This window comes from Burkholderia sp. L27(2015) (assembly GCF_009765705.1).
GTDB lineage: Bacteria > Pseudomonadota > Gammaproteobacteria > Burkholderiales > Burkholderiaceae > LMUX01.
Genome location: NZ_LMUX01000016.1, coordinates 999,086 through 1,017,928, shown reverse-complemented (window position 1 = coordinate 1,017,928; position 18,843 = coordinate 999,086). Strand labels below are relative to the sequence as shown.

General features: G+C 60.4%; 17 protein-coding genes. 5 read left to right on the top strand and 12 right to left on the bottom strand.

What is annotated here, in order from left to right; translation table 11 throughout:
• Window positions 1–48: 48 nt before the first annotated feature.
• From GSQ77_RS12530 to GSQ77_RS12500, 7 genes are all read right to left on the bottom strand, one after another.
• Window positions 49–1,347, bottom strand: a complete 1,299-nt coding sequence (locus GSQ77_RS12530) for a TAXI family TRAP transporter solute-binding subunit (protein ID WP_174246425.1) — start codon at window positions 1,345–1,347, stop codon at window positions 49–51.
• 204 nt (window positions 1,348–1,551) lie between these two features.
• Window positions 1,552–1,890: a hypothetical protein gene (locus GSQ77_RS12525; RefSeq protein ID WP_174246424.1), complete on the bottom strand. Its 339-nt coding sequence runs from the start codon at window positions 1,888–1,890 to the stop codon at window positions 1,552–1,554.
• A 14-nt stretch (window positions 1,891–1,904) separates the two neighbouring features.
• The gene (locus GSQ77_RS12520; protein WP_254067614.1) at window positions 1,905–2,369 is read right to left on the bottom strand and encodes a DUF2501 domain-containing protein; all 465 of its coding nucleotides are present in this window, start codon (window positions 2,367–2,369) and stop codon (window positions 1,905–1,907) included.
• Window positions 2,370–2,469: 100 nt separating this feature from the next.
• A complete protein-coding gene (locus GSQ77_RS12515) occupies window positions 2,470–3,372 on the bottom strand; it encodes an EcsC family protein (protein WP_216854886.1) in 903 nt (300 codons plus the stop codon).
• 56 nt (window positions 3,373–3,428) lie between these two features.
• A complete protein-coding gene (locus GSQ77_RS12510; protein ID WP_158902430.1) occupies window positions 3,429–3,890 on the bottom strand; it encodes a RidA family protein in 462 nt (153 codons plus the stop codon).
• Window positions 3,891–4,156: 266 nt separating this feature from the next.
• A complete protein-coding gene (locus GSQ77_RS12505) occupies window positions 4,157–5,068 on the bottom strand; it encodes a LysR family transcriptional regulator (RefSeq protein ID WP_158902428.1) in 912 nt (303 codons plus the stop codon).
• Window positions 5,069–5,073: 5 nt separating this feature from the next.
• Entirely contained in the window at window positions 5,074–6,045 is a 972-nt protein-coding gene (locus GSQ77_RS12500) for a LysR substrate-binding domain-containing protein (RefSeq protein WP_158902426.1), read from the bottom strand.
• Between the two features lie 192 nt (window positions 6,046–6,237).
• Between GSQ77_RS12500 and GSQ77_RS12495 the strand changes: the two genes are divergently transcribed.
• From GSQ77_RS12495 to gndA, 3 genes are all read left to right on the top strand, one after another.
• Complete coding sequence (locus GSQ77_RS12495; RefSeq protein WP_158902424.1) at window positions 6,238–6,984, top strand: SDR family oxidoreductase; 747 nt, start codon at window positions 6,238–6,240, stop codon at window positions 6,982–6,984.
• Window positions 6,985–7,199: 215 nt separating this feature from the next.
• A complete protein-coding gene (locus tag GSQ77_RS12490) occupies window positions 7,200–9,302 on the top strand; it encodes a phosphocholine-specific phospholipase C (protein WP_158902422.1) in 2,103 nt (700 codons plus the stop codon).
• Window positions 9,303–9,465: 163 nt separating this feature from the next.
• Window positions 9,466–10,872: an NADP-dependent phosphogluconate dehydrogenase gene (gndA, locus tag GSQ77_RS12485; RefSeq protein ID WP_158902420.1), complete on the top strand. Its 1,407-nt coding sequence runs from the start codon at window positions 9,466–9,468 to the stop codon at window positions 10,870–10,872.
• Window positions 10,873–10,891: 19 nt separating this feature from the next.
• On the opposite strand, the gene GSQ77_RS12480 is transcribed toward gndA, so the two are convergent.
• A complete protein-coding gene (locus tag GSQ77_RS12480; protein WP_158902418.1) occupies window positions 10,892–11,710 on the bottom strand; it encodes an alpha/beta fold hydrolase in 819 nt (272 codons plus the stop codon).
• A 312-nt stretch (window positions 11,711–12,022) separates the two neighbouring features.
• Between GSQ77_RS12480 and GSQ77_RS12475 the strand changes: the two genes are divergently transcribed.
• Window positions 12,023–14,113: a pyridoxamine 5'-phosphate oxidase family protein gene (locus GSQ77_RS12475; RefSeq protein WP_158902416.1), complete on the top strand. Its 2,091-nt coding sequence runs from the start codon at window positions 12,023–12,025 to the stop codon at window positions 14,111–14,113.
• A gap of 6 nt (window positions 14,114–14,119) precedes the next feature.
• Here the strand turns inward: GSQ77_RS12475 and GSQ77_RS12470 are convergent, their stop codons facing one another.
• From GSQ77_RS12470 to GSQ77_RS12460, 3 genes are all read right to left on the bottom strand, one after another.
• Entirely contained in the window at window positions 14,120–14,914 is a 795-nt protein-coding gene (locus GSQ77_RS12470) for a sulfite exporter TauE/SafE family protein (protein WP_158902414.1), read from the bottom strand.
• Between the two features lie 143 nt (window positions 14,915–15,057).
• A complete protein-coding gene (gene dinB, locus GSQ77_RS12465; protein WP_158902412.1) occupies window positions 15,058–16,221 on the bottom strand; it encodes a DNA polymerase IV in 1,164 nt (387 codons plus the stop codon).
• Window positions 16,222–16,352: 131 nt separating this feature from the next.
• Window positions 16,353–16,745, bottom strand: coding sequence for a tautomerase family protein (locus tag GSQ77_RS12460; RefSeq protein WP_158902410.1), 393 nt, complete (start codon window positions 16,743–16,745; stop codon window positions 16,353–16,355).
• 111 nt (window positions 16,746–16,856) lie between these two features.
• Between GSQ77_RS12460 and GSQ77_RS12455 the strand changes: the two genes are divergently transcribed.
• Window positions 16,857–17,795 (top strand): LysR family transcriptional regulator, encoded by a 939-nt coding sequence (locus tag GSQ77_RS12455; RefSeq protein ID WP_158902408.1) that lies wholly within the window; start codon window positions 16,857–16,859, stop codon window positions 17,793–17,795.
• 84 nt (window positions 17,796–17,879) lie between these two features.
• Here the strand turns inward: GSQ77_RS12455 and GSQ77_RS12450 are convergent, their stop codons facing one another.
• A complete protein-coding gene (locus tag GSQ77_RS12450; RefSeq protein WP_158902406.1) occupies window positions 17,880–18,821 on the bottom strand; it encodes a tryptophan 2,3-dioxygenase in 942 nt (313 codons plus the stop codon).
• Window positions 18,822–18,843 lie beyond the last annotated feature (22 nt).

Here is an 18,843-nt window from a genome sequence, read left to right as displayed (position 1 = left end):
ATGCGAATTTTAATAAAGGCGCGGCGAGTGACTTGATCCGCCGCCCGGCTATTCCTCCACCTTCCCGGCCGCTTGGACGATCCGTTGCCGTACGACGCCAATCGCCTGCTTGAGAGCGTAAACATCTTGGAAATAGCGCGCCGGAATCCGTATCTCGCTGGCATGCGCATCAACGCTTTCGATTTCGTCGCGCCATCGCGCAATCTGGTCCAGGGTCGGTTGCTGGGTTCTCCATATTTCATCTTCCAGCGATTTGATTTCGTGATACCAAACCACGAGTCGACGTTTCATCCGCGCCTCCATCATGCGCGGCAACGCCTGCAGCAAGCCTAGCAGCAAAGCCATGAAAGGCAGCAGGATCAGCAGGCGCCTTTCGATAAAGCTGGCCAGCCAGAATGGAAGGTAGCGCTGCAGGAAGGGACGACCGGATTTGAAGTAGCGCGTGCTTTCGTCGGCGATGGGAAATTCTTCCGTGTTCAGGTTGGGAAACGCGCCCAGCGGCGTGAAGTAATCTTCGCCGCCGTGGACGGATTTGGCTGCGTTCAGCAGCAGGTAGACGAGGGCCGGGTGTAGCGTGTCTTTGGACACGAGCAAAGCCGTGGCGGCTAGCAAAGTGACATCAGCTCGCGGAAGATCGTTGATGACGCTGGTCGAGGCGCGCGGGAAAATAATTTTGGAGAGTGACGGGAATTTTTGCACCAAGGCATCGGCCTGGGCAAAGCTCATCAGCTTAAGATTGCTGTTCAGTAGTGTTTCTTGCATCGGGGCATCGGGCCTGCCGATGAAGAACGCCGCATCCAGCCCGCCATGTTCGAGGCCTTGATATGCCGAGACTGCATCCATCTCCAGCAGCGCGGTATTGTCGCCGGTGATGCCGCTATAGGCGAGCAATACGCGGGAGACGTTGAGCAGGCCGCTGCCGGGAACGCCTATGGCCACCCTTTTGCCGCGCAGCTGTGCCAGCCGGTTGATGGTGGTGTCATCACGGTAAAACACCCAGATCGGTTCATACGAGACCGCAGCGATGGTCTGCAGATGGTCTGTTTCTTTCGGACTGGTGGTGCCTGATTGGATAAAGCCCACTTCATATTCGCTGTCAGGATTTTTCAGCCGCTGATAATTTTCGACCGAACCGGAAGAACTGCGGATATCAAGCGTGATGCCGTCGCGCTTCAGGATGGGGGCATAGCGATCCGCAAAGCCGCGATAGATACCCTCGTTCGCCCCGGTTGTGATGACGATCGTGTGCTGGATGGCGGGCTTGAGTACTGCCGCCAGCACCCAACCTAGCGCGGCCAGCAGCAGTATCGCGCCGATGACGAGAAGCCGCCGGCGCCCTGGTGTCATGGGGGCTTTCTGGCTACGGTGAAGCGCTGGGTTGTGCCTGACCATGGGGCGGCCCCTCTTGTTAGGCCTCTCTTGTCAGGCCTCTGCGGTGTGGGGCGGACTCTGGGAGGGCCCCGAACGCACAGCGACATCGAATCGCGACGCACGACCCGCAAGCTTTTGCTACTGCCCTGAACGCCGCGGCGTACAACGCATTCGACGGCTTCAGCGCAGCCATTTGCGTACGTCCGCTTCCCAGGCCGGCTGACCACACCCGGCCGGGTTCTCAGGCCCGAGCACTGTTATGTAACCGCGGCCTTTCATACACGATTCGTACGCTCGAACCCTCGCACACTGTCCGGGCGGTGCCGCTTTGGCTGCGGCCTTGCAGTCGGCAATCGACCGATCCATCGGTCCAAAATCGAGTGCATCGGGATTCGACGACAACGCGGGGGAATCCGCACCGCCCGTCGAAAATTCGACTGGGCCCGTTTGTGCGCATGCGGCCACCAGCATCGTCGTCGCGAGCAGCGAGACGGCCCGAAAGGGAAAATGAAATCGCATCGTCTGACCCCCCGTCACAGCATGGACTTGCCTTGAGCAAGAATCTTGTCGCAGACTTGTTTGGTGACCTGCTCCTTCATGCCGCCACCGCTCAAGTCCAATTTCTGGCCGCTGCTGCTGTTCAGGATGCCCTTGGCGCCATCGGCATAGCCTTTGTCCGAAGTAGGCGTACCGCCTTGGAGCTTGCCCATCAGCGTATCCTTGACCGAGGCCGCCGACGACGCGCTGCTGCCGCCGAGATAGTTGTTCTTGATGCAGAATTGCAATATGCCGGCGACATTGCCCGCACTGCCGGAACTCATCGACTGTCCCGACAGCATCCCGCCGAGATTGCCCACGCCACCACCCGATCCGCTGGAGCCTGCGCCGTTAAGCAGGCCGCCGAGTTGCGCGTGGGCAGCCGGAACAGGCAGCAGCAACATCGCGCTCAGAATGGCTGCGGCCTGAATGTGGAATTGAGTGTGGATTTGAGCGCGCACTTGCGTGCGGATTTGAATGCGGGTTTGAGTGCAGTATGCGTTGGTTTTCATGTCGAACCCCTTCGGCTGTCTGGGAGTACCCCTGAACATGCTACTCTTCCTACCCTCTTTTCGGCAGTAGTTTATACGCCGTTTCCACGATTTCCTTGGTGTATTTGCGCTCCAGCCTCAAAACCGTAAAATGCCCCTTGGCCATCGCCTGGAAGTGGCTGATAAAGATGGTGTTGATCGCAGCCCCGCCCACCGCGCCGATCACCGGCACCAGTTGCGCGCCGAGCTTCTCCGTGTACTGCACACCTAAGCGTTCGACCACCTTCTTTATCAGCGCAACCAAATGCGGCGCAGCCCTATCCGAGGCCGACTTCGCTAAAAAATCCGATGCGGTTTTGGCTTGCTGAGCGAGGGCGGCTCGCACCATGTAATAGCCCGATTCCGCCGCGTCGTCCCCTTCGGTTTTCCCGCCAAAGGCGAACACTTCGACGCAAGCCAGGATGGTAGCCTCACTCTTGATCGACTCTCCCTCGCTACGAGCAATATCGGCGATGGATCGAAATATGATGCCGGTCGTAACCGGAATTTCCGCGAGCATCGCCCATGGCCCGAAGAATCCGCCGACGCCTCCGGAAACCACCACTCCCAGCGTATGCAACCGGTTGTGTGGCTTACCCCGGGGTTCACCTCGTGGTTCACGCCCTGCCTCACCGTGCGACGTACCCCGTGGCCTATCGTCGAAATCCTCTGCCATGGTCACCGTCGCCGTTCTGGCGACCTTCAACAGGACGGCTTCGAGGACTGTGCCTAGCCGTTGATGAATTTTCGCGGGCAGTCGTTTCAGGCCCGCCTGGATAGGTGTTCCAACCACGCTAGTCAGTTGCGCGGCAAGACCGGGGTTCTCAAGAATGTTCTTCGCGGCCTGGAGGGCCTTGAGATCGGCTTGCGAGAGCGTCATCGCTGATTTCGTTATTGATTCGAACATCGGATCAAGAATATCGGTTTGCGGCACAAATAGCCACCGCACGCCCATTGACGAGAAGCGTCCCCGGCCTGCACCAAGGCGGATCAGCGTCGGATCTGCGCAATCACGACCAATATTACGGTCGCATTCGCGGGCAATTGGGAGTGTGAAAACGCCGATCGCGCGTGGCCCGCTTTGTCGCCCAGCACCTTGGCGAAAAGCTCGGACGCACCATCGAGCACGGCCGGCTGTGCGTAGAATCCGTCAACACAACTAACGTGCCCTTCGACGCGAACGATGTGGTCTAGCCGATCGAAGCCGCCGAGGTGCTTGCGGATTTGCGCAAGTACGTTGAGCGCCGTGAGTTGGGCCGCCTGCTGCCCTTCCTCGAGCGTCTGCGTGTCGCCCACTTTGCCGGTGTACATCAACTTTCCGTCGCGCAACGGCACCTGGCCGGATATGAACAACAGATCGCCAGCCTCGCTGACTGCGGTGTAAGCGCCAAGCGGCTGCGGTGGGTTGGGTAGACTCAGACCCAGATCCTGAAGCTTTTGTTCGACTGACATGGTGACCTCCAATTTTCGGTGCGCGGGCGCGAGTGGCTAAACGTCTCGGGACAAACCGCGTGTACACCCAATGACTTTGAATCAACGGGTTGAGTCACGGGTTGGATCGCGGGTTGAGTCAATATACGGCAGATGCGCCCCCCGAATAAAGCCGTGCACCGCACTTCAGTTTGTACGCGGTGTAATGAACAGCGAGAAATTCGCACGCTTGGCCTATATCGACGCCACGACAGACCGCATCGTGAACACCACCGTCAGCGCAGAGACTAGGGTCGCAGCTTGTCGACCAGGAAATCGACAAAACTGCGTACCCGTGACGACAGATGACGGCCATGCGGATAAAGCAGGATGAAGGGCCGCGAACAACCGCCATGCTCGCGCAGCACTTCGACCAACGCACCGCTTGCAAGATCGCGCTCGACGATAAACCGGTATGTTTGAAACAAGCCCGCACCGCTGCGCGCAAGCGTCACTCCGGCAAGCGCGTCGCCCGAGGTCCGATAGCCGCCTATCGTCGCGATATCGACCGGCTCGGTCGAGCCGCCAAACTGCCAAATCAGATTTCGTCCGCTACTGGGAAGCTCGAACTGGATACATTCGTGTTGAGCCAGATCGGCCGGCGATTTCGGCACGCCCGCGCGCTTCAGATACTCGGGCGTCGCCACGACCACCAGCTCCGCGTCCTCGAGTTTGCGTGCAATCAAATTCGAGTCGTCCGGTGCTCGCCCGCGAATTGCCAAGTCGAAACCCTCGTACCCAAAGTCGATATTGCGATTGCTCAAATGCGCCTCCACCTCGACGTGCGGATGGCGAGCACGAAATTCAGGCAGTAGCGGCAGCAAGCGATAGTGGCCGTAAGGGGTCGGCACGCTGATGCGCAAGACACCGGCAGGGCTCGTTTGCTGGCCACTCACCTCGCGCTCGGCATCCACCAGTTGAGTCAACGCGTTGCGGCACTGCTCGAAGTAGGTGCGCCCCGCATCGGTCAAGCGAATTTGGCGCGTGGTACGCACGAACAGGCGTACGCCGAGCCGCTCTTCGAGTCGAGCTACCGAACGGCTCACCGCGGCAGGCGTGACACTCGCGGCGGTCGCAGCGCGCGTAAAGCTGCCCAGATCCGCAGCCATGCAAAAAAGCTCGATGCTGCCGAGCAAAAGATCGTCGAATTGGCGTTGCATTGTTTTTATTGCTCCTGCGCTTCGTCAAGCAGCCATTCTGTGAACGCGAGTATGAATGGCGCGTCGTTTTTCTGCGCCTTGTGGACGATGTAGTAAGCGAGATCGCAACTCAACGCATCGTCGAACGGCCGCACCAGCCTGCCGGCGGCGATGTCGGCCGCGACCAGTGTCGTGCGGCCGAGCGCGACACCATTGCCCGCAATGGCTGCCTGGATCACCGCGGCCGAGTCGTTGATACGCATGCCGCCATCGTATGGGATGTCGGCATGACTTGCATGAGTCTTGGCCACATGAGTCTGAGCGGCGTGGGTCTGAGCGGCGTGGGTCTGAGCGGCATGATCCAGCCATGAACGCCATGTCGGAAAACCACTCTCGGATGACATCGACATGTCGTGGATCAGCGGGTAGTGTCGCAGCGCGGATAGGTCGTCCAGCGGATGCGACGCTCTCAGCAACGCCGGGCTACATACCGGAAAGAACTCGTCCTCCAGCAAAAACGTGGCCTTCAATCCAGGCCAGCGGCCGGCGCCATAGCGTATGCCTACGTCCACCGCATCGACAGTGAAATCGACGAGCCGGCCGTTCGTGTCGATGCGCAAGTCGTAGCCCGGATGCCGGCTCTGAAATCGCTCGACACGGGGCAGCAACCATTTGTCTGCGAACGCCGGCGGCACCGTAACGGTAACGACCGTGTGTTGTCCTTCATGAGAGAGCCGCTTTACCGCGACAGCAAGCAGATCGAAGCCGGCCTGCAGTTCGGGAAGGATGATCCGCGCGCTGTCGGTCAGCTCTAGCCTTGCGAGACCGGCTGCCGAGCGACGGAACAGTTCTACGCCTAGCGCGCCTTCGAGTTTGCGCACGAGTTGCCCCACTGCGGCCGGAGTCACATTCAGCTCATCCGCCGCAGCAACGTAGCTGAGATGGCGGGCCGCAGCTTCGAACGCGCGCAGCGCATTCAGGTGGTTTGGAGCTCTCACGCCCTCATTGTCCCCCAAACAAGTTTTTCTATCTCGCGGCAGCAGATCTTCTCAGTTGGCAGCCAGGGCGTCAAGAACGATAGTTCTTCCACGGCGCGCATCGCGGCCACGCTGTAACCGACAAGCTGAGTTACAGCTCGAGTCCACAACTTGAGTCCACAGCTTGTCTCCACAAATTTAAGGAGCATCACCATGAAGCTGATCAACAAAATCGCATTGATTACCGGCGGAACCTCGGGCATCGGCCTGGCCACCGCACGATTGTTCCGCGCCGAGGGCGCGCACGTCATCGTGACCGGCATCGATGCACGCCGCCTCGAAGAAGCCTCCCACCATCTCGGCCCGGACGCCATGGTGCTGCGCGCCGATCTGCGCGAACCGGCGGCGCTCGATCAAGTGATCGCCGCGATCGCCAAGCGCCATGGCCGACTCGACATTGTGTTCGCGAATGCGGGCGCCGGCGCGACATCACCATTGGACGCCGTCACCGAAGAACAGATCGACGACCAGTTCGCGCTGAACTTCAAAGGGATCTTCTTCACGGTGCAAAAAGCCGCACCGCTGCTGACCAAAGGCAGCAGCGTCGTGCTGACCACATCGTTTCTGAATGCGGTCGGCACACCGGGCCTCTCGATACTCTCGGCAACCAAGGCCGCAGTCCGGTCTTTGGCGCGCTCGCTCGGCGCTGAACTCGCCCCGCGCGGCATTCGCGTCAACGCGGTCAGCCCAGGCCCGATCAGCACGCCGTTTCACGGCAAGCTCGGGCTGTCGGAAAATCAACTCAAGGAAGTGGCCACGGCCATCGAAGGACAAGTCCCGCTGCAACGCTTTGGTGAAGCCGAAGAAATCGCGAAGGCGGTGCTCTTCCTCGCAAGCGACGACGCTTCGTTCGTGACCGGCACCGAGCTCGTTGTCGACGGTGGCTTATCGCAGATTTAGCCGATCTAGCAAATCTAGCAAATCTAGCCCGAGCAACACTAACCCGTCGCTCGCGTCCACAAGCTTCACTTTTCTGCCACGGAGCCGACATGTTCCGTGGTCATTCTGATCATCGCCTGAATAGGTCAGCACGCACCATCGCTGTGGCCCGCGTCGTCAGTTTTTATATTTTTTTTAGGCGCGCCCCTCACCCATGCCAAGTGAAAAGATCAGACATGACCACCAACAGCAGACGCGACTTTCTGCGCGCGGCCGCACAAGCGGCCGGCGCAGCCACGGCACTCGGAGCGATACCTCTTGGTATTCGCAACGCGCTCGCGATTCCCGCGAACAATGCCACGGGCAGTATCGAGGATGTGCAGCACATCGTTGTCCTGATGCAAGAAAACCGTTCGTTCGATAATTATTTTGGCTCGCTCAGGGGCGTGCGCGGCTTTGGCGACACGCGCGCGATCACTCTGCCCAGCGGCAAGCCGGTATTTTTTCAACCGGCCAACAATGCAGACGGCTACGTCTTGCCGTTTCGCCCCAACCTGCCCAATCTGGGCTTGCAGTTCGTGCAGGATCTCGACCATGGCTGGGTCACCACGCATGCGGCGTGGAACAGTGGCCGTTATGACCAGTGGGTCCCCGCCAAGGGATCGACGACGATGTTCTATATGACGCGTGAGGATATTCCGTTTCACTATCAGCTCGCCGATTCGTTCACGATCTGCGACGCCTATCATTGCTCAGGGATGATGCCCACGGATCCGAATCGCTACTATATGTGGACGGGCTGGATCGGTAACGACGGCCTCGGTGGCGGCCCGGTGATCGATAACGCGGAGCTCGGTTATTCGTGGTCGACGTATCCGGAAAAACTCGAGAGCGCGGGCATTTCGTGGAAGATCTATCAGGACATCGGCATCGGCCTGAATGCACAAGGCGCCTGGGGTGATACCCAGAATGCCTTCATCGGCAACTTCGGCGACAACTCACTGTTGTACTTCAACCAGTACCGCAACGCGACGCCCGGCAGCCCGCTGTTTCAAAAGGCCTGCACCGGCACCAATGTGGCGGTCTCGGGAAATTACTTCGACATTCTCACGAAGGATGTGCAGAACAATACGCTGCCGCAGGTTTCATGGATCGTGGCGCCCGAGGCCTATTCCGAGCACGGTAACTGGCCGCCGAACTTCGGCGCGTGGTATGTCGACCAGGTCCTGCAAGTACTCACGTCAAACCCGGAAGTGTGGAGCAAGACGGTCCTGCTGCTGACCTACGACGAGAACGACGGACTCTTCGATCACGTAGCGCCGCCGTATGCCTCGTCGACCAGCGCCACCGGCATGTCGACCGTCGATACCAGCAACGAGTTCTTCGCCGGCAACAGCGCCAACCCGGCGGGCCCCTACGGCCTCGGTCCGCGCGTGCCGATGATCGCGATTTCGCCGTGGTCCAAGGGCGGCTACGTGTGTTCGGAAGTGTTCGACCATACATCGATCATCCGCTTCATACAACAACGTTTCGGACGCGGCGGCGATCTGCACGAGCCCAATATCACGCCGTGGCGCCGCGCCGTATGCGGCGACTTGACGTCGGCATTCAACTTCAAGAACCCCAACGACGCGTTTCCACAACTGCCGAGCACGACCCCGTTCATTCCGCCGGACAAACTGCGTCATCCGAACGTCGTGCCCGTCGTGCCCGCGTCTCAGGCGTTGCCGAAACAGGAGCAAGGCGTACGCCCCGCTCGCGCATTGGCTTACGAGTTCGTGGCGCGCGGCAAGGTCGTCGAGAACGGCGGCTCGTTCGACCTGCATCTCGTGAACACGGGGCACCTGGGCGCCAACTTCCTCGTTTATTCGGGCAATCCGCAAGATCTGCCGCGCAGTTATACGGTCCAAGCCGGCAAAGACCTTTCCGACAAGTTGTCCGTGGCCGCCGGTGGCGCTTACGATTTCTCGGTGTTCGGTCCGAACGGCTTCCTGCGCCGCTTCGTCGGCACGGCAACCGTGGCGAGTAAAAAAGAGCCGACAGCGCTCGAAATCGTCGAAGGCTACGACGTCGGAAACGGCAACGTGCAACTGCGTTTGACGAACAATGGCAAGGATCGCTGCACCTTCACCATCGCCAATGCCTACGATACCCAGGCCAACACCACGCGCACGGTACGCGGTGGCGACTCTGCAGATCTGACGGTCGATTTGCGCAGCTCCTTCGGCTGGTACGACCTGACCGTGACGGTCGACGTCGACCCGAGTTTCTTGCGGCGACTCGGCGGCCACGTGGAAACCGGCCAAGACAGTATGTCCGACCCGGCGCTCGGTCTTTAAGACGAACGGCCCCACGTTCAGCGGCCGATTGGCTGGACGTGGGGCTCTCGTGCGCCATCGACTGCGTCCCCCGTTTCGAAGTGTTACTCTGAACCTGTCTCGGACTTCCTTGTCAGTCCTCTATGCGCAGCATCGGCTCGCGCAAGTCCATCGGAGAGTCAGCATGAGCAAACAAGCTATCGGCGTGGTCGGTCTGGCCGTCATGGGTCGCAACCTCGCTTTGAACATCGAAAGCCGCGGCCACGCCGTATCGGTCTATAACCGCAGCCGGGAAAAAACGGATGAGCTGATCGCGGACTGCCCCGACAAGAAACTGGTTCCGGCTTACACGCTGGAAGAATTCGTCGAGTCGCTGGAAAAACCGCGCCGCATCCTGTTGATGGTCAAGGCGGGGGCAGGCACCGACGCCACGATAGACGCGCTGCGCCCGCTGCTGAGCAAAGGCGACATCCTCATCGATGGCGGCAACACCCATTTCACCGACACCATCCGCCGCAACCAGGATCTCGCCAAGTCGGGGCTGCATTTCATCGGCACGGGCGTATCGGGCGGTGAGGAAGGTGCGCTGAAGGGGCCGTCCATCATGCCGGGCGGCCAGCGCGAAGCTTATGATCTGGTCGCACCTATTCTGACGGAAATCGCCGCAAAGGCCCCGGATGGGGAACCGTGCGTCGCCTACATGGGCCCGGATGGCGCCGGTCACTTTGTGAAGATGGTCCACAACGGCATCGAATACGGCGACATGCAACTGATCGCCGAAAGCTACGATGTGCTCAAGCGCGTCGTGGGCCTGTCGAACCAGGAACTCGGCCGCGTGTACGTGGAGTGGAACAAGGGCGAGTTAGACAGCTACCTGATCGAGATCACGGCTAAGATCTTCGCCAAGAAGGATGAGGACACGGGCAAGGATCTGGTCGACATGATCCTCGACCGCGCTGCACAAAAAGGCACGGGCAAGTGGACCAGCCAGAACGCGCTCGACCTTGGCGCACCGCTGCCGCTCATCACCGAAGCCGTGTTCGCACGCGTGCTGTCGTCGCTGAAGGATCAGCGCGTTGCCGCCAGCAAGCAGCTCAGCGGGCCAACCCCGAAGTTCGACGGCGATCGCGAAAAGTTCATCGAAGCGGTACGTCGCGCGCTATACCTGAGCAAGATCGTTTCCTACGCGCAGGGCTTTGCGCAGTTACGCGCGGCCTCCGACGAATACAAATGGGACTTGCAGTACGGCACGATCGCCAAGATCTTCCGCGCCGGCTGCATTATCCGCGCGGGCTTCCTGCAAAAGATCACCGAGGCTTACGCGAACGAGCCCGCGCTGGCCAACCTGCTACTCGCCCCGTACTTCAAGGACATCGCGACCCAGTATCAGGACGCGCTGCGCGATGTGGTCGTCGCGGCGGTAAAGGCCGGCGTGCCGGTACCGGCCTTCTCGTCAGCCATCGCGTATTTCGACAGCTACCGCAGCGCCAACCTGCCCGCGAACCTGGTGCAGGCGCAACGCGATTTCTTCGGCGCGCATACCTTCGAGCGCACCGACAAGAAGGGCAGCTTCCACGCCAACTGGTCGTAGATGGCGTGTAGCGATGGCTTTACGACCCGACCTGCTGTCCTAGCCATTTGAGCAAGCTATCGGTCACGACCGCGGGGTTTTCCAGATTCGAGATATGCCCCGCCTCCGGTATGAGCACATGCCGACAACCGATCGCGGTGGCCATCTCGATGGTCTCGGCCGGCGTGCGCGTAAAGTCGAGCGCGCCGCACATCAGGAGCGTGCGAGCGGGATCCAGCCCCGCCAGGCGTGAAACCGCGTCGGGTCGCCCGAAAATCAGCCGCCCCAATGGGACGATGGACTCGCGCAGTTGCGTGGCGGAGAACCCGGCGAGCGCCCGGCGAAACGAGGTCGCTAATGAACCGTCCAATGCCACGCCGGGTTTGAAAAACAATGGCACGATGGCGTCGAGCATCGGCGGCGGAATCGTACCGAGCGCCTCGATCGTGTCCAGCATCTTGAAGTATCGCGCGTGCGTTGCCTCGGGCTCCGCGCCCAGGTAGGTATCCATCATCACCAGGGTGCTCACGCGCTGCGGTTCGCTCAAAGCCAGCTCAGCCCCCCACATCCCACCGACGGACAGGCCGACGACCGCACAGCGTTCTATGCCAAGCGCGTCGAGCAAGCGGCTCATCTGAGCGGCCAGGTCGCCCAGCGTACGGGTGTTGTCCGGAACCGGCCCCGATTGCCCGTGCCCCCACAGATCCGGTGCGATGACTTGGTAGGACGCGGACAACGCTTCTATCTGCGGGGCCCACATCGATGAATCCCAGAGATAGCTGTGACCGAGCAGCACCGGGTATCCCGTGCCTTGTATCTGGTAATGAAGCGATTGTCCTTCGATCGTAATGAATGGCATTTTCGGTTCTGTAAAAGGTAAGTCCAAGGTGAGCAAAGGCGAGTGCACGTGCGTGCGTATGTGCGTATGTGTGCGCCGTCATATCGAATGCTACCCATGACAACGCCGAAACGGTCAATTTATTCCATCGTGCGAACCGATCGGCGTGCGCCCGCCCGCCCAATGCCATCCCTGCCGCTTCCCTCCCCTCTCGATTGTCCGTCAATAGTGGACACTGAAGTGAGCCGTTGGTGTATTTACCTGAGCCTCTTTAGCGCTCAGACTTGGGTGTCTGGAGCCCCGCCTCATCACATTGTTGGAAAGCACTCGATCATGGACACACTCTTGGAAGAAAGGACACGCTCCCCCTGGCATGCGGGCGAGCTGACACTTCAAAAAGCGGTCGGCGTCGCTGAAAGAATGGACGACCTCGGACGCCGCGCGATTCGCGACTTCATGCCCGATCAGCATCGGGCATTCTTCGAAAAACTGCCGTTCGTGGCGCTCGGGGCCGTCGACACGGATGGCAACCCGTGGGCGACCTTGCTGGCAAACAAGCCGGGGTTCATACAATCGCCTTCCCCCTACAGGTTGAACATAGCCGCCAAACCCTACTCGGATGATCCGGCAGGTAGCGGGCTCGACAACGGTGCGGCGGTCGGCCTGCTCGGCATAGAACTGCACACGCGCCGCCGCAACCGCATGAACGGCGTGGTTCGAGGCAGCAGCGCCGCGGGCTTCAGCGTAAACGTTGGCCAAAGCTTCGGCAATTGCCCGCAATACATCCAGGTGCGCGATTTTGAGTTGGTCCGCGATCCGGCGATCGCGCCCGAGCAGCGTGCCGTACGCCTGCACGAACTGTCCGAACGGGCCCGGGCGATGATTACACGCGCAGACACGTTCTTCGTAGCCTCCTATGTTGATAACGATGCCGGTGAGCGGCAAGTCGACGTATCGCATCGCGGCGGCAATACCGGGTTCGTGCGTCTGGGTGACGACGGCGTTCTGACGATTCCGGAGTTTGCCGGCAACCTGTTCTTTGCCACCTTGGGCAATTTTCTGATCAATCCCAAAGCGGGCTTGGTCTTTACCGACTTTGAGACCGGCGATCTATTGCAGCTCTCAGGCAGCGCCGAGGTGATTTTGCAATCGCCGGAGATCGCCGCGTTCCAGGGGGCTGAGCGCTTGTGGCGCTTCACGCCACGCCATATCGTCTACCGTGCCGGTGCGCTGCCATTGCATTGGACGTTCCGGCAAAACGGCTGGTCGCCCAATGCGCTGATGACCGGCAATTGGCAAGAGGTTGAAGCTCGGCTGAAGGCAGCGGCGTTGGCCAATGCATGGCGGCGCTTCAGCATTACGAAAATCGTCGACGAGAGCGCGGTGATCCGATCGTTCTACCTCGAACCTCTGGACGGCGCCGGCTTGGTCGCGCATGCGGCCGGCCAGCACCTGCCGATCCGCGTCACGCCGACCGACGGCGGCCAGGCCGTCATTCGGACCTACACCTTGTCGGTAGGTCCGGCCGACGGCGTGTATCGCATCAGTGTGAAACGCGAAGGCTTGGTGTCCCACCACCTGCACGACACGCTGCGCGTGGGCGACGTGATCGAAGCGCGGGCGCCCGCAGGCCAATTTACGATCGACGCGAAAGAGCATCGGCCGGCCGTCCTGTTGGCCGCCGGTGTGGGCGTGACGCCGATGCTCGCGATGCTGCGGCAGATTGTCTATGAAGGTTTGCGCATTCGGCGCGTGCGGCCTACCTGGTTTTTCCACTCGGCCCGCACGCTGGCCGATCGTGCCTTCTCGGCGGAGATTGCCGAATTGGCCGGTGATGTCAGCGGCGCCGTCGAGGTGATCCGGACCTTATCCGATACCGAGGGCGCCGTGCGAGGCCGGGATTACGATCGCGCGGGCCGCATCGACATCGAGATGCTGCGCAGCATACTGCCGTTGGACGACTATGACTTTTATCTGTGTGGCCCGGCTGCGTTCATGCAGTCGATCTATGACGGCTTGCGCGAGCTGAATATCGCCGATGCTCGCATCCACGCCGAATCGTTCGGGCCCGCAGGGCTGCAACGAAAACGTGATGCGCGCAGCGAAACGATACCGGCCGCGACACCTGAGCGTGCACCAGCTCAATCGCCCGTGCCCGTCGCCTTTGTCAAATCCGGCAAGGAAGCGCGGTGGGAACCGCAAGACGGATCGCTGCTCAAACTGGCAGAAGCGCGCGGGCTGGCGCCCGAGTTTGGATGCCGCGGCGGCAGCTGCGGAACCTGTCGCACGCGTATTGTGGAAGGCGCTGTGGCTTATCCCATTGCGCCCTCGTTCATGGTGCCGGATGACGAAGCGCTGATTTGCTGCGCTGTTCCCGCTGAATCGCAAAGCGGAGACAATCAGCGCTTGCTGCTCGATCTTTGATCGTCTCTACAGTACGCCCGACTTCCAGATCATCTGCGCCGCGGCAAACAGCACGAACACCAATACCAGCGTGCGGAAAACCTGCGGCGGCAGTTTGTCGCGCAGCGGGCGCACCAGCACTATGCCGGCAATCACAGGAATGCTAGCAGCCGCAGAAATGACCAGGTCGACCCAGCTCGCTTGACGCCCACCACTGAACGTTGCAATCAGCGTGATGATCGAGACCACCAGAATGATGGCGATCTGCTTGGTAAATGCGCGGCCGGTGGCGCCGGATGCGATCAGGTACATCGCCAGCAGCGGACCGGGAATGGAAGCGATGCTTTCCATGACGGCTGCGCCAAACCCAAGCCCGAACCCGACCGGCTTGGCCCACGTGGGTGAGAGCTTGAACCTGGGCGTCGCCAGCATCAGTACGACAGCGAAGATCAGCAAGCCGCCGGCCGCCGCCTGCGCCCGGTGCGGCGCCAGCGATATCAGCACGGTAACGCCCACGATATTGCCCAGCACCGTGCCCACAAGGGGCGCTGCGATCCGGCGCACTGTGCTCAGCATCTCGCCGCCTTCGAACGCCTGCGGGATATTGCCCAGGATGATAGGCATCGACAGCAGCAGCACCGACTCCTTGACCGGCAGGAAGTGCGTGAGGATAGGCATCGCGACCAGCGGCACGCCGATACTGACGACACCTTTGACCATGCCGCCCAGCACCAGCGCGGCAACAATGCCCAACAACGCATATAGACTGAGAGCCTGGAGGCTGGAACCCAGCAGGCTATGAGAGAGATAGACGTCAAACATCAGAGGGATCCGCGCGCTACGACTGCGCATGCTTGGGGCCAGGCCAACACGCAGTGGAACGCTTATCGTTAGGGTATAGAAGCACCGGCTAGCCCACGCTCGGCGGGCCGTCGATGCGGCTGCCGCATGATACCTCAGTCGGCTTATTCGTCCTTGGCAAAGGGCAGTTCGGATTGAACCGGGCCAGGCGCGTCGGATTCGCTCCCCATGGTCAGCAACGCGGTAACGCGCACGCCCAGCAAGCGCAGCTTGCGGTCCAAGGTCACGCGTTTCAAACACTCGGTAGCAGCACGACGTATCGCGATGGCGTCGGCCGTCGGCTCAGGTAAGGTCAAATCGCGTGTCACCGTATGAAAGTCGTCGAAACGCAGCTTGATGCCCACCGTACGCCCCACGTAGCCTTTGCGCCGCAAGTCTTGCGCCACGCGCACGCACAAGTCCGAGAACACCGCCGACAGCGCCGGGCGATCATGGCGCGGATGCAGGTCGCGCTCGAATGTCGTCTCGCGGCTGATCGACTTCGGCTCCGAACTCACCACCACTGGCCGCTCGTCGACACCTTGCGCGACCTCCGCGAGCCACGCCGAATAACTGCGGCCGAAATGCGTCTGCAGCAATCCCAGATCCGCGCTCGCCAGATCGCCCACGGTAACGATGCTCAGCTCGGCGAGTTTCTCGGTCGCCTTCGGGCCGATCCCATTCACCTTGCGCACCGCCAGCGGCCAGATCCGCCCCGCCATGTCGGCCGGCGTCAAAATGGTCAGGCCATCCGGCTTGTCGAGTTCGGAGCCGATTTTTGCCATCAGCTTGTTCGGCGCCACGCAAATCGAGCACGACAGCCCCGTCGCGTCCCTCACCGCTTGCTTGATACGCGACGCGATGTCGACGACCTCGCCCTCCACCTCGGTCAGGTCGATATAGATTTCGTCGATTCCGCGATCCTCGATCTGCGTTGTGAAGGCGGCCACCGATGCCTTGAACAGCCGCGAGTAATGCCGGTACGATTCGAAGTCGGTCGGCAACAGGACCGCGTCCGGCGCGAGCGCCGCCGCCTTCATCATGCCCATCGCCGAGAACACTCCCAGCGCGCGCGCCTCATAAGTCGAGGTGGTGACGACACCGCGCCCGACATAATCGCGCAGCCGCGCAAAGCGGCGGCTGCCGTCATCCAGGACCTCGGGTATTGCGTTACGTCCGCCGCCGATGACAACCGGCTTGCCGCGTAACTCGGGATAGCGCAATAGCTCGACCGATGCGTAGAACGCATCCATATCCAGGTGAGCAATGCGACGATTGCCAGAAATCATGTTCCTTCGGTTGTGATGGCTTCGGTCGGACCGGACCGAAGCAAGCTGCCCTTTGAATCGGCATCTCAACCGGATAATACGCCTCAGTGCGTATTAACTAGGAACTAAGCGCCGCCCTCGCGCCATTCCCCTTACTCGGTCGGTGCGTATTGCATATCGCCACCACCGAACGACCAGTCCTCGCGCTTCGAGTCGACCAGGCTGATCCACACGTCTTCCTTCCGGATGCCTGCCCGGGCGTGAAGATCGTCGGCGATTTTCCGGTAGAACGCCTTCTTCACATCGACGCTTCTGCCCGCCACCCACGTGACCTGGATGAAAATAATATCCGGCGAGTACTTGTTGCCCAGGTAACCCTCGGCCGGGTAGATCAGCTCTTGCGGCGCATGCCGCGTAATAACCTGGAATTTGTCATGTTGCGGCACATTGGCCACTTGGACCATCGCTTCATAGACGACCTCGCTCACGGTCGATGCGAGTTCGGCCGGAGCCGCCTGGGATAAATCGATTCTGACGAATGGCATAGCTAACCTCTCAGATAAAAGTGTAGGGAACACGGCCTGTTTCAAGATTAGACTAGCCAAGGTGTTGTCACAAGCGCATTATTCTCATGTAAATCATGATAGGTAAGCATAATGTTAGACGACCTCAAAGCGTTCGTCGCGGTAGTCGACCACAACTCGCTCACTCGCGCGGCGGCTGTCCTGTCGCTGACGCAATCGGCGGTTTCGCGCCGGATCCAGCATCTGGAAGAACTGCTCGGCGCCGATCTGTTCGATCGCGCAAGCAAGCCGCCGAAAGCCACTGCGCTTGCGCATCGAATCTATGAGCAAGCGGTTCCGCTGCTGCGCGGCGCCGGTCATCTGCTTGAAATTGCGCGTGAGGACGCGGCACCCAGTGGGATATTCCGCTTGGGATTCACCCAGGTGATCGCGGATGTGGTTCTGGTCGATACGATCACGCGCATGACGGAGGCATTTCCGGCACTCGATATACAACTGCGTACTGCCTGGAGTCCGGAACTCCAACAACAAATCGGCCTGGGCGCCCTCGACGCGGCAACGTTGATGCTGCCATCCGGGACGGCCCTGCCCGAGGACATTTCCGGCATGCGGATCACCACCTTCGACGTCGTCGTGGTGCAGAGCAAGCATAAAGCGTCGGTCGATCGGCGCACCACGATCAAGGCCCTGGCAGGCCAAGACTGGATACTCAACCCAATGGGGTGCGGATATCGGGCGGCGCTGGAGCGCGCGATGGAAAACCACGGCCGCAATCTGCGCCTGGTGGTAGACACCTACGACACGGAAAAACAGTTGCGCCTGGTTGCCGCCGGCCTGGGGCTGGGCCTTGTGCCCCGTACCGTGCTGCGCCGCAGCGCTCACTACAACGATCTATCGATAGTCGATGTTGAAGATTTTGCGCTCAGCCTGGATATCTGGCTGGCGCATCCCCGCCAACTCGGCAACCTGAAACGTGCCGCCGAAGTCTTGGGTCATACCGTGGCCGAAGGATTCTCCGCATTCGCCAAACCAGTGGGACGAAAATCTGCCGCCAACAAGGCGCAGCGCTAACGTCACGGGCGCTCGGCACAAAGCAGCCTGCCCGATGACGGTGAACGACAACGCCGAGTCGCAACGCTGATCGGCCACGCGAACCTAAGCGCCCAGCACCGTGCGTATCGCCCAAAGCTCGGGGAAAAAGCGATGGTCGACAACGTGTTTGAGCCAGCCCACTCCAGCGGAGCCGCCTGTGCCCGGCTTAAAGCCCAGGATGCGTTCTACCGAAGTGAAATGGCGCCAGCGGTATTGCGAAAAAAGATCGGCGATTTCGATCAATGCTTCGCCCAGCACATACAGATCGTTTTCCGGCGTGGGGTCGGCATAAACTTCCAGCCATGCCTTTTCGACATCGGGGTCCGCTTCATAGGTTTCCGACCAGTCGCGCTCGAGCGCGCGCGCCGGGATCGCCAGACCGCGGCGATGCAGCAAAGCCAGCACGTCGTCGTAGAGACTGGGCGCATGCAACGATTGCTCGATATACGGATAGACGTCGGGGTTATTGGCATGGGCCTGGGCCAGGCGCACCGATTTGTTCCCGAGAATAAACTCGACGTGGCGGTACATATACGACTGCTGGCCCGAAGACACGCCCAGACAATCGCGGAATTCGTTGAAGCCGCTGGTCGTGATGGTCGATAGCACATCCCAGGTCTTCACCAGGTATTCAAAGAGCCGCTTGATGCGTGGCGCCAGCGCGAGTGCGCCTACGAGATCGTCCGCCTTGAGGCGCAGCTGCATGTTATAGGCTTCATAATGGATGGCCTTGAACGTCAATTCCTTGCATTGAGCCATCAAGATGAAGACCATCTCGTCGTGCCCTTCGCTACGCATGTTCTGCAGGCTGAGCAACAGGTCATTGCGGTGATAGTCGATAAACGGATTGCTCTTGCCCGCAAACGCAACCATCGGCTCACCGGCCGTGGTCTTTACCGTTTCCTCGCGGCTCTCATTCGTCGAGTTTTCCACTTCTCTGACTAGCGACAGCTCCAGCGCCCGATCGCGCACTTCAGGGACGACGCGCTTACGTGATGTTTTCATGCTTTCTCTTCCAGGAAAATTT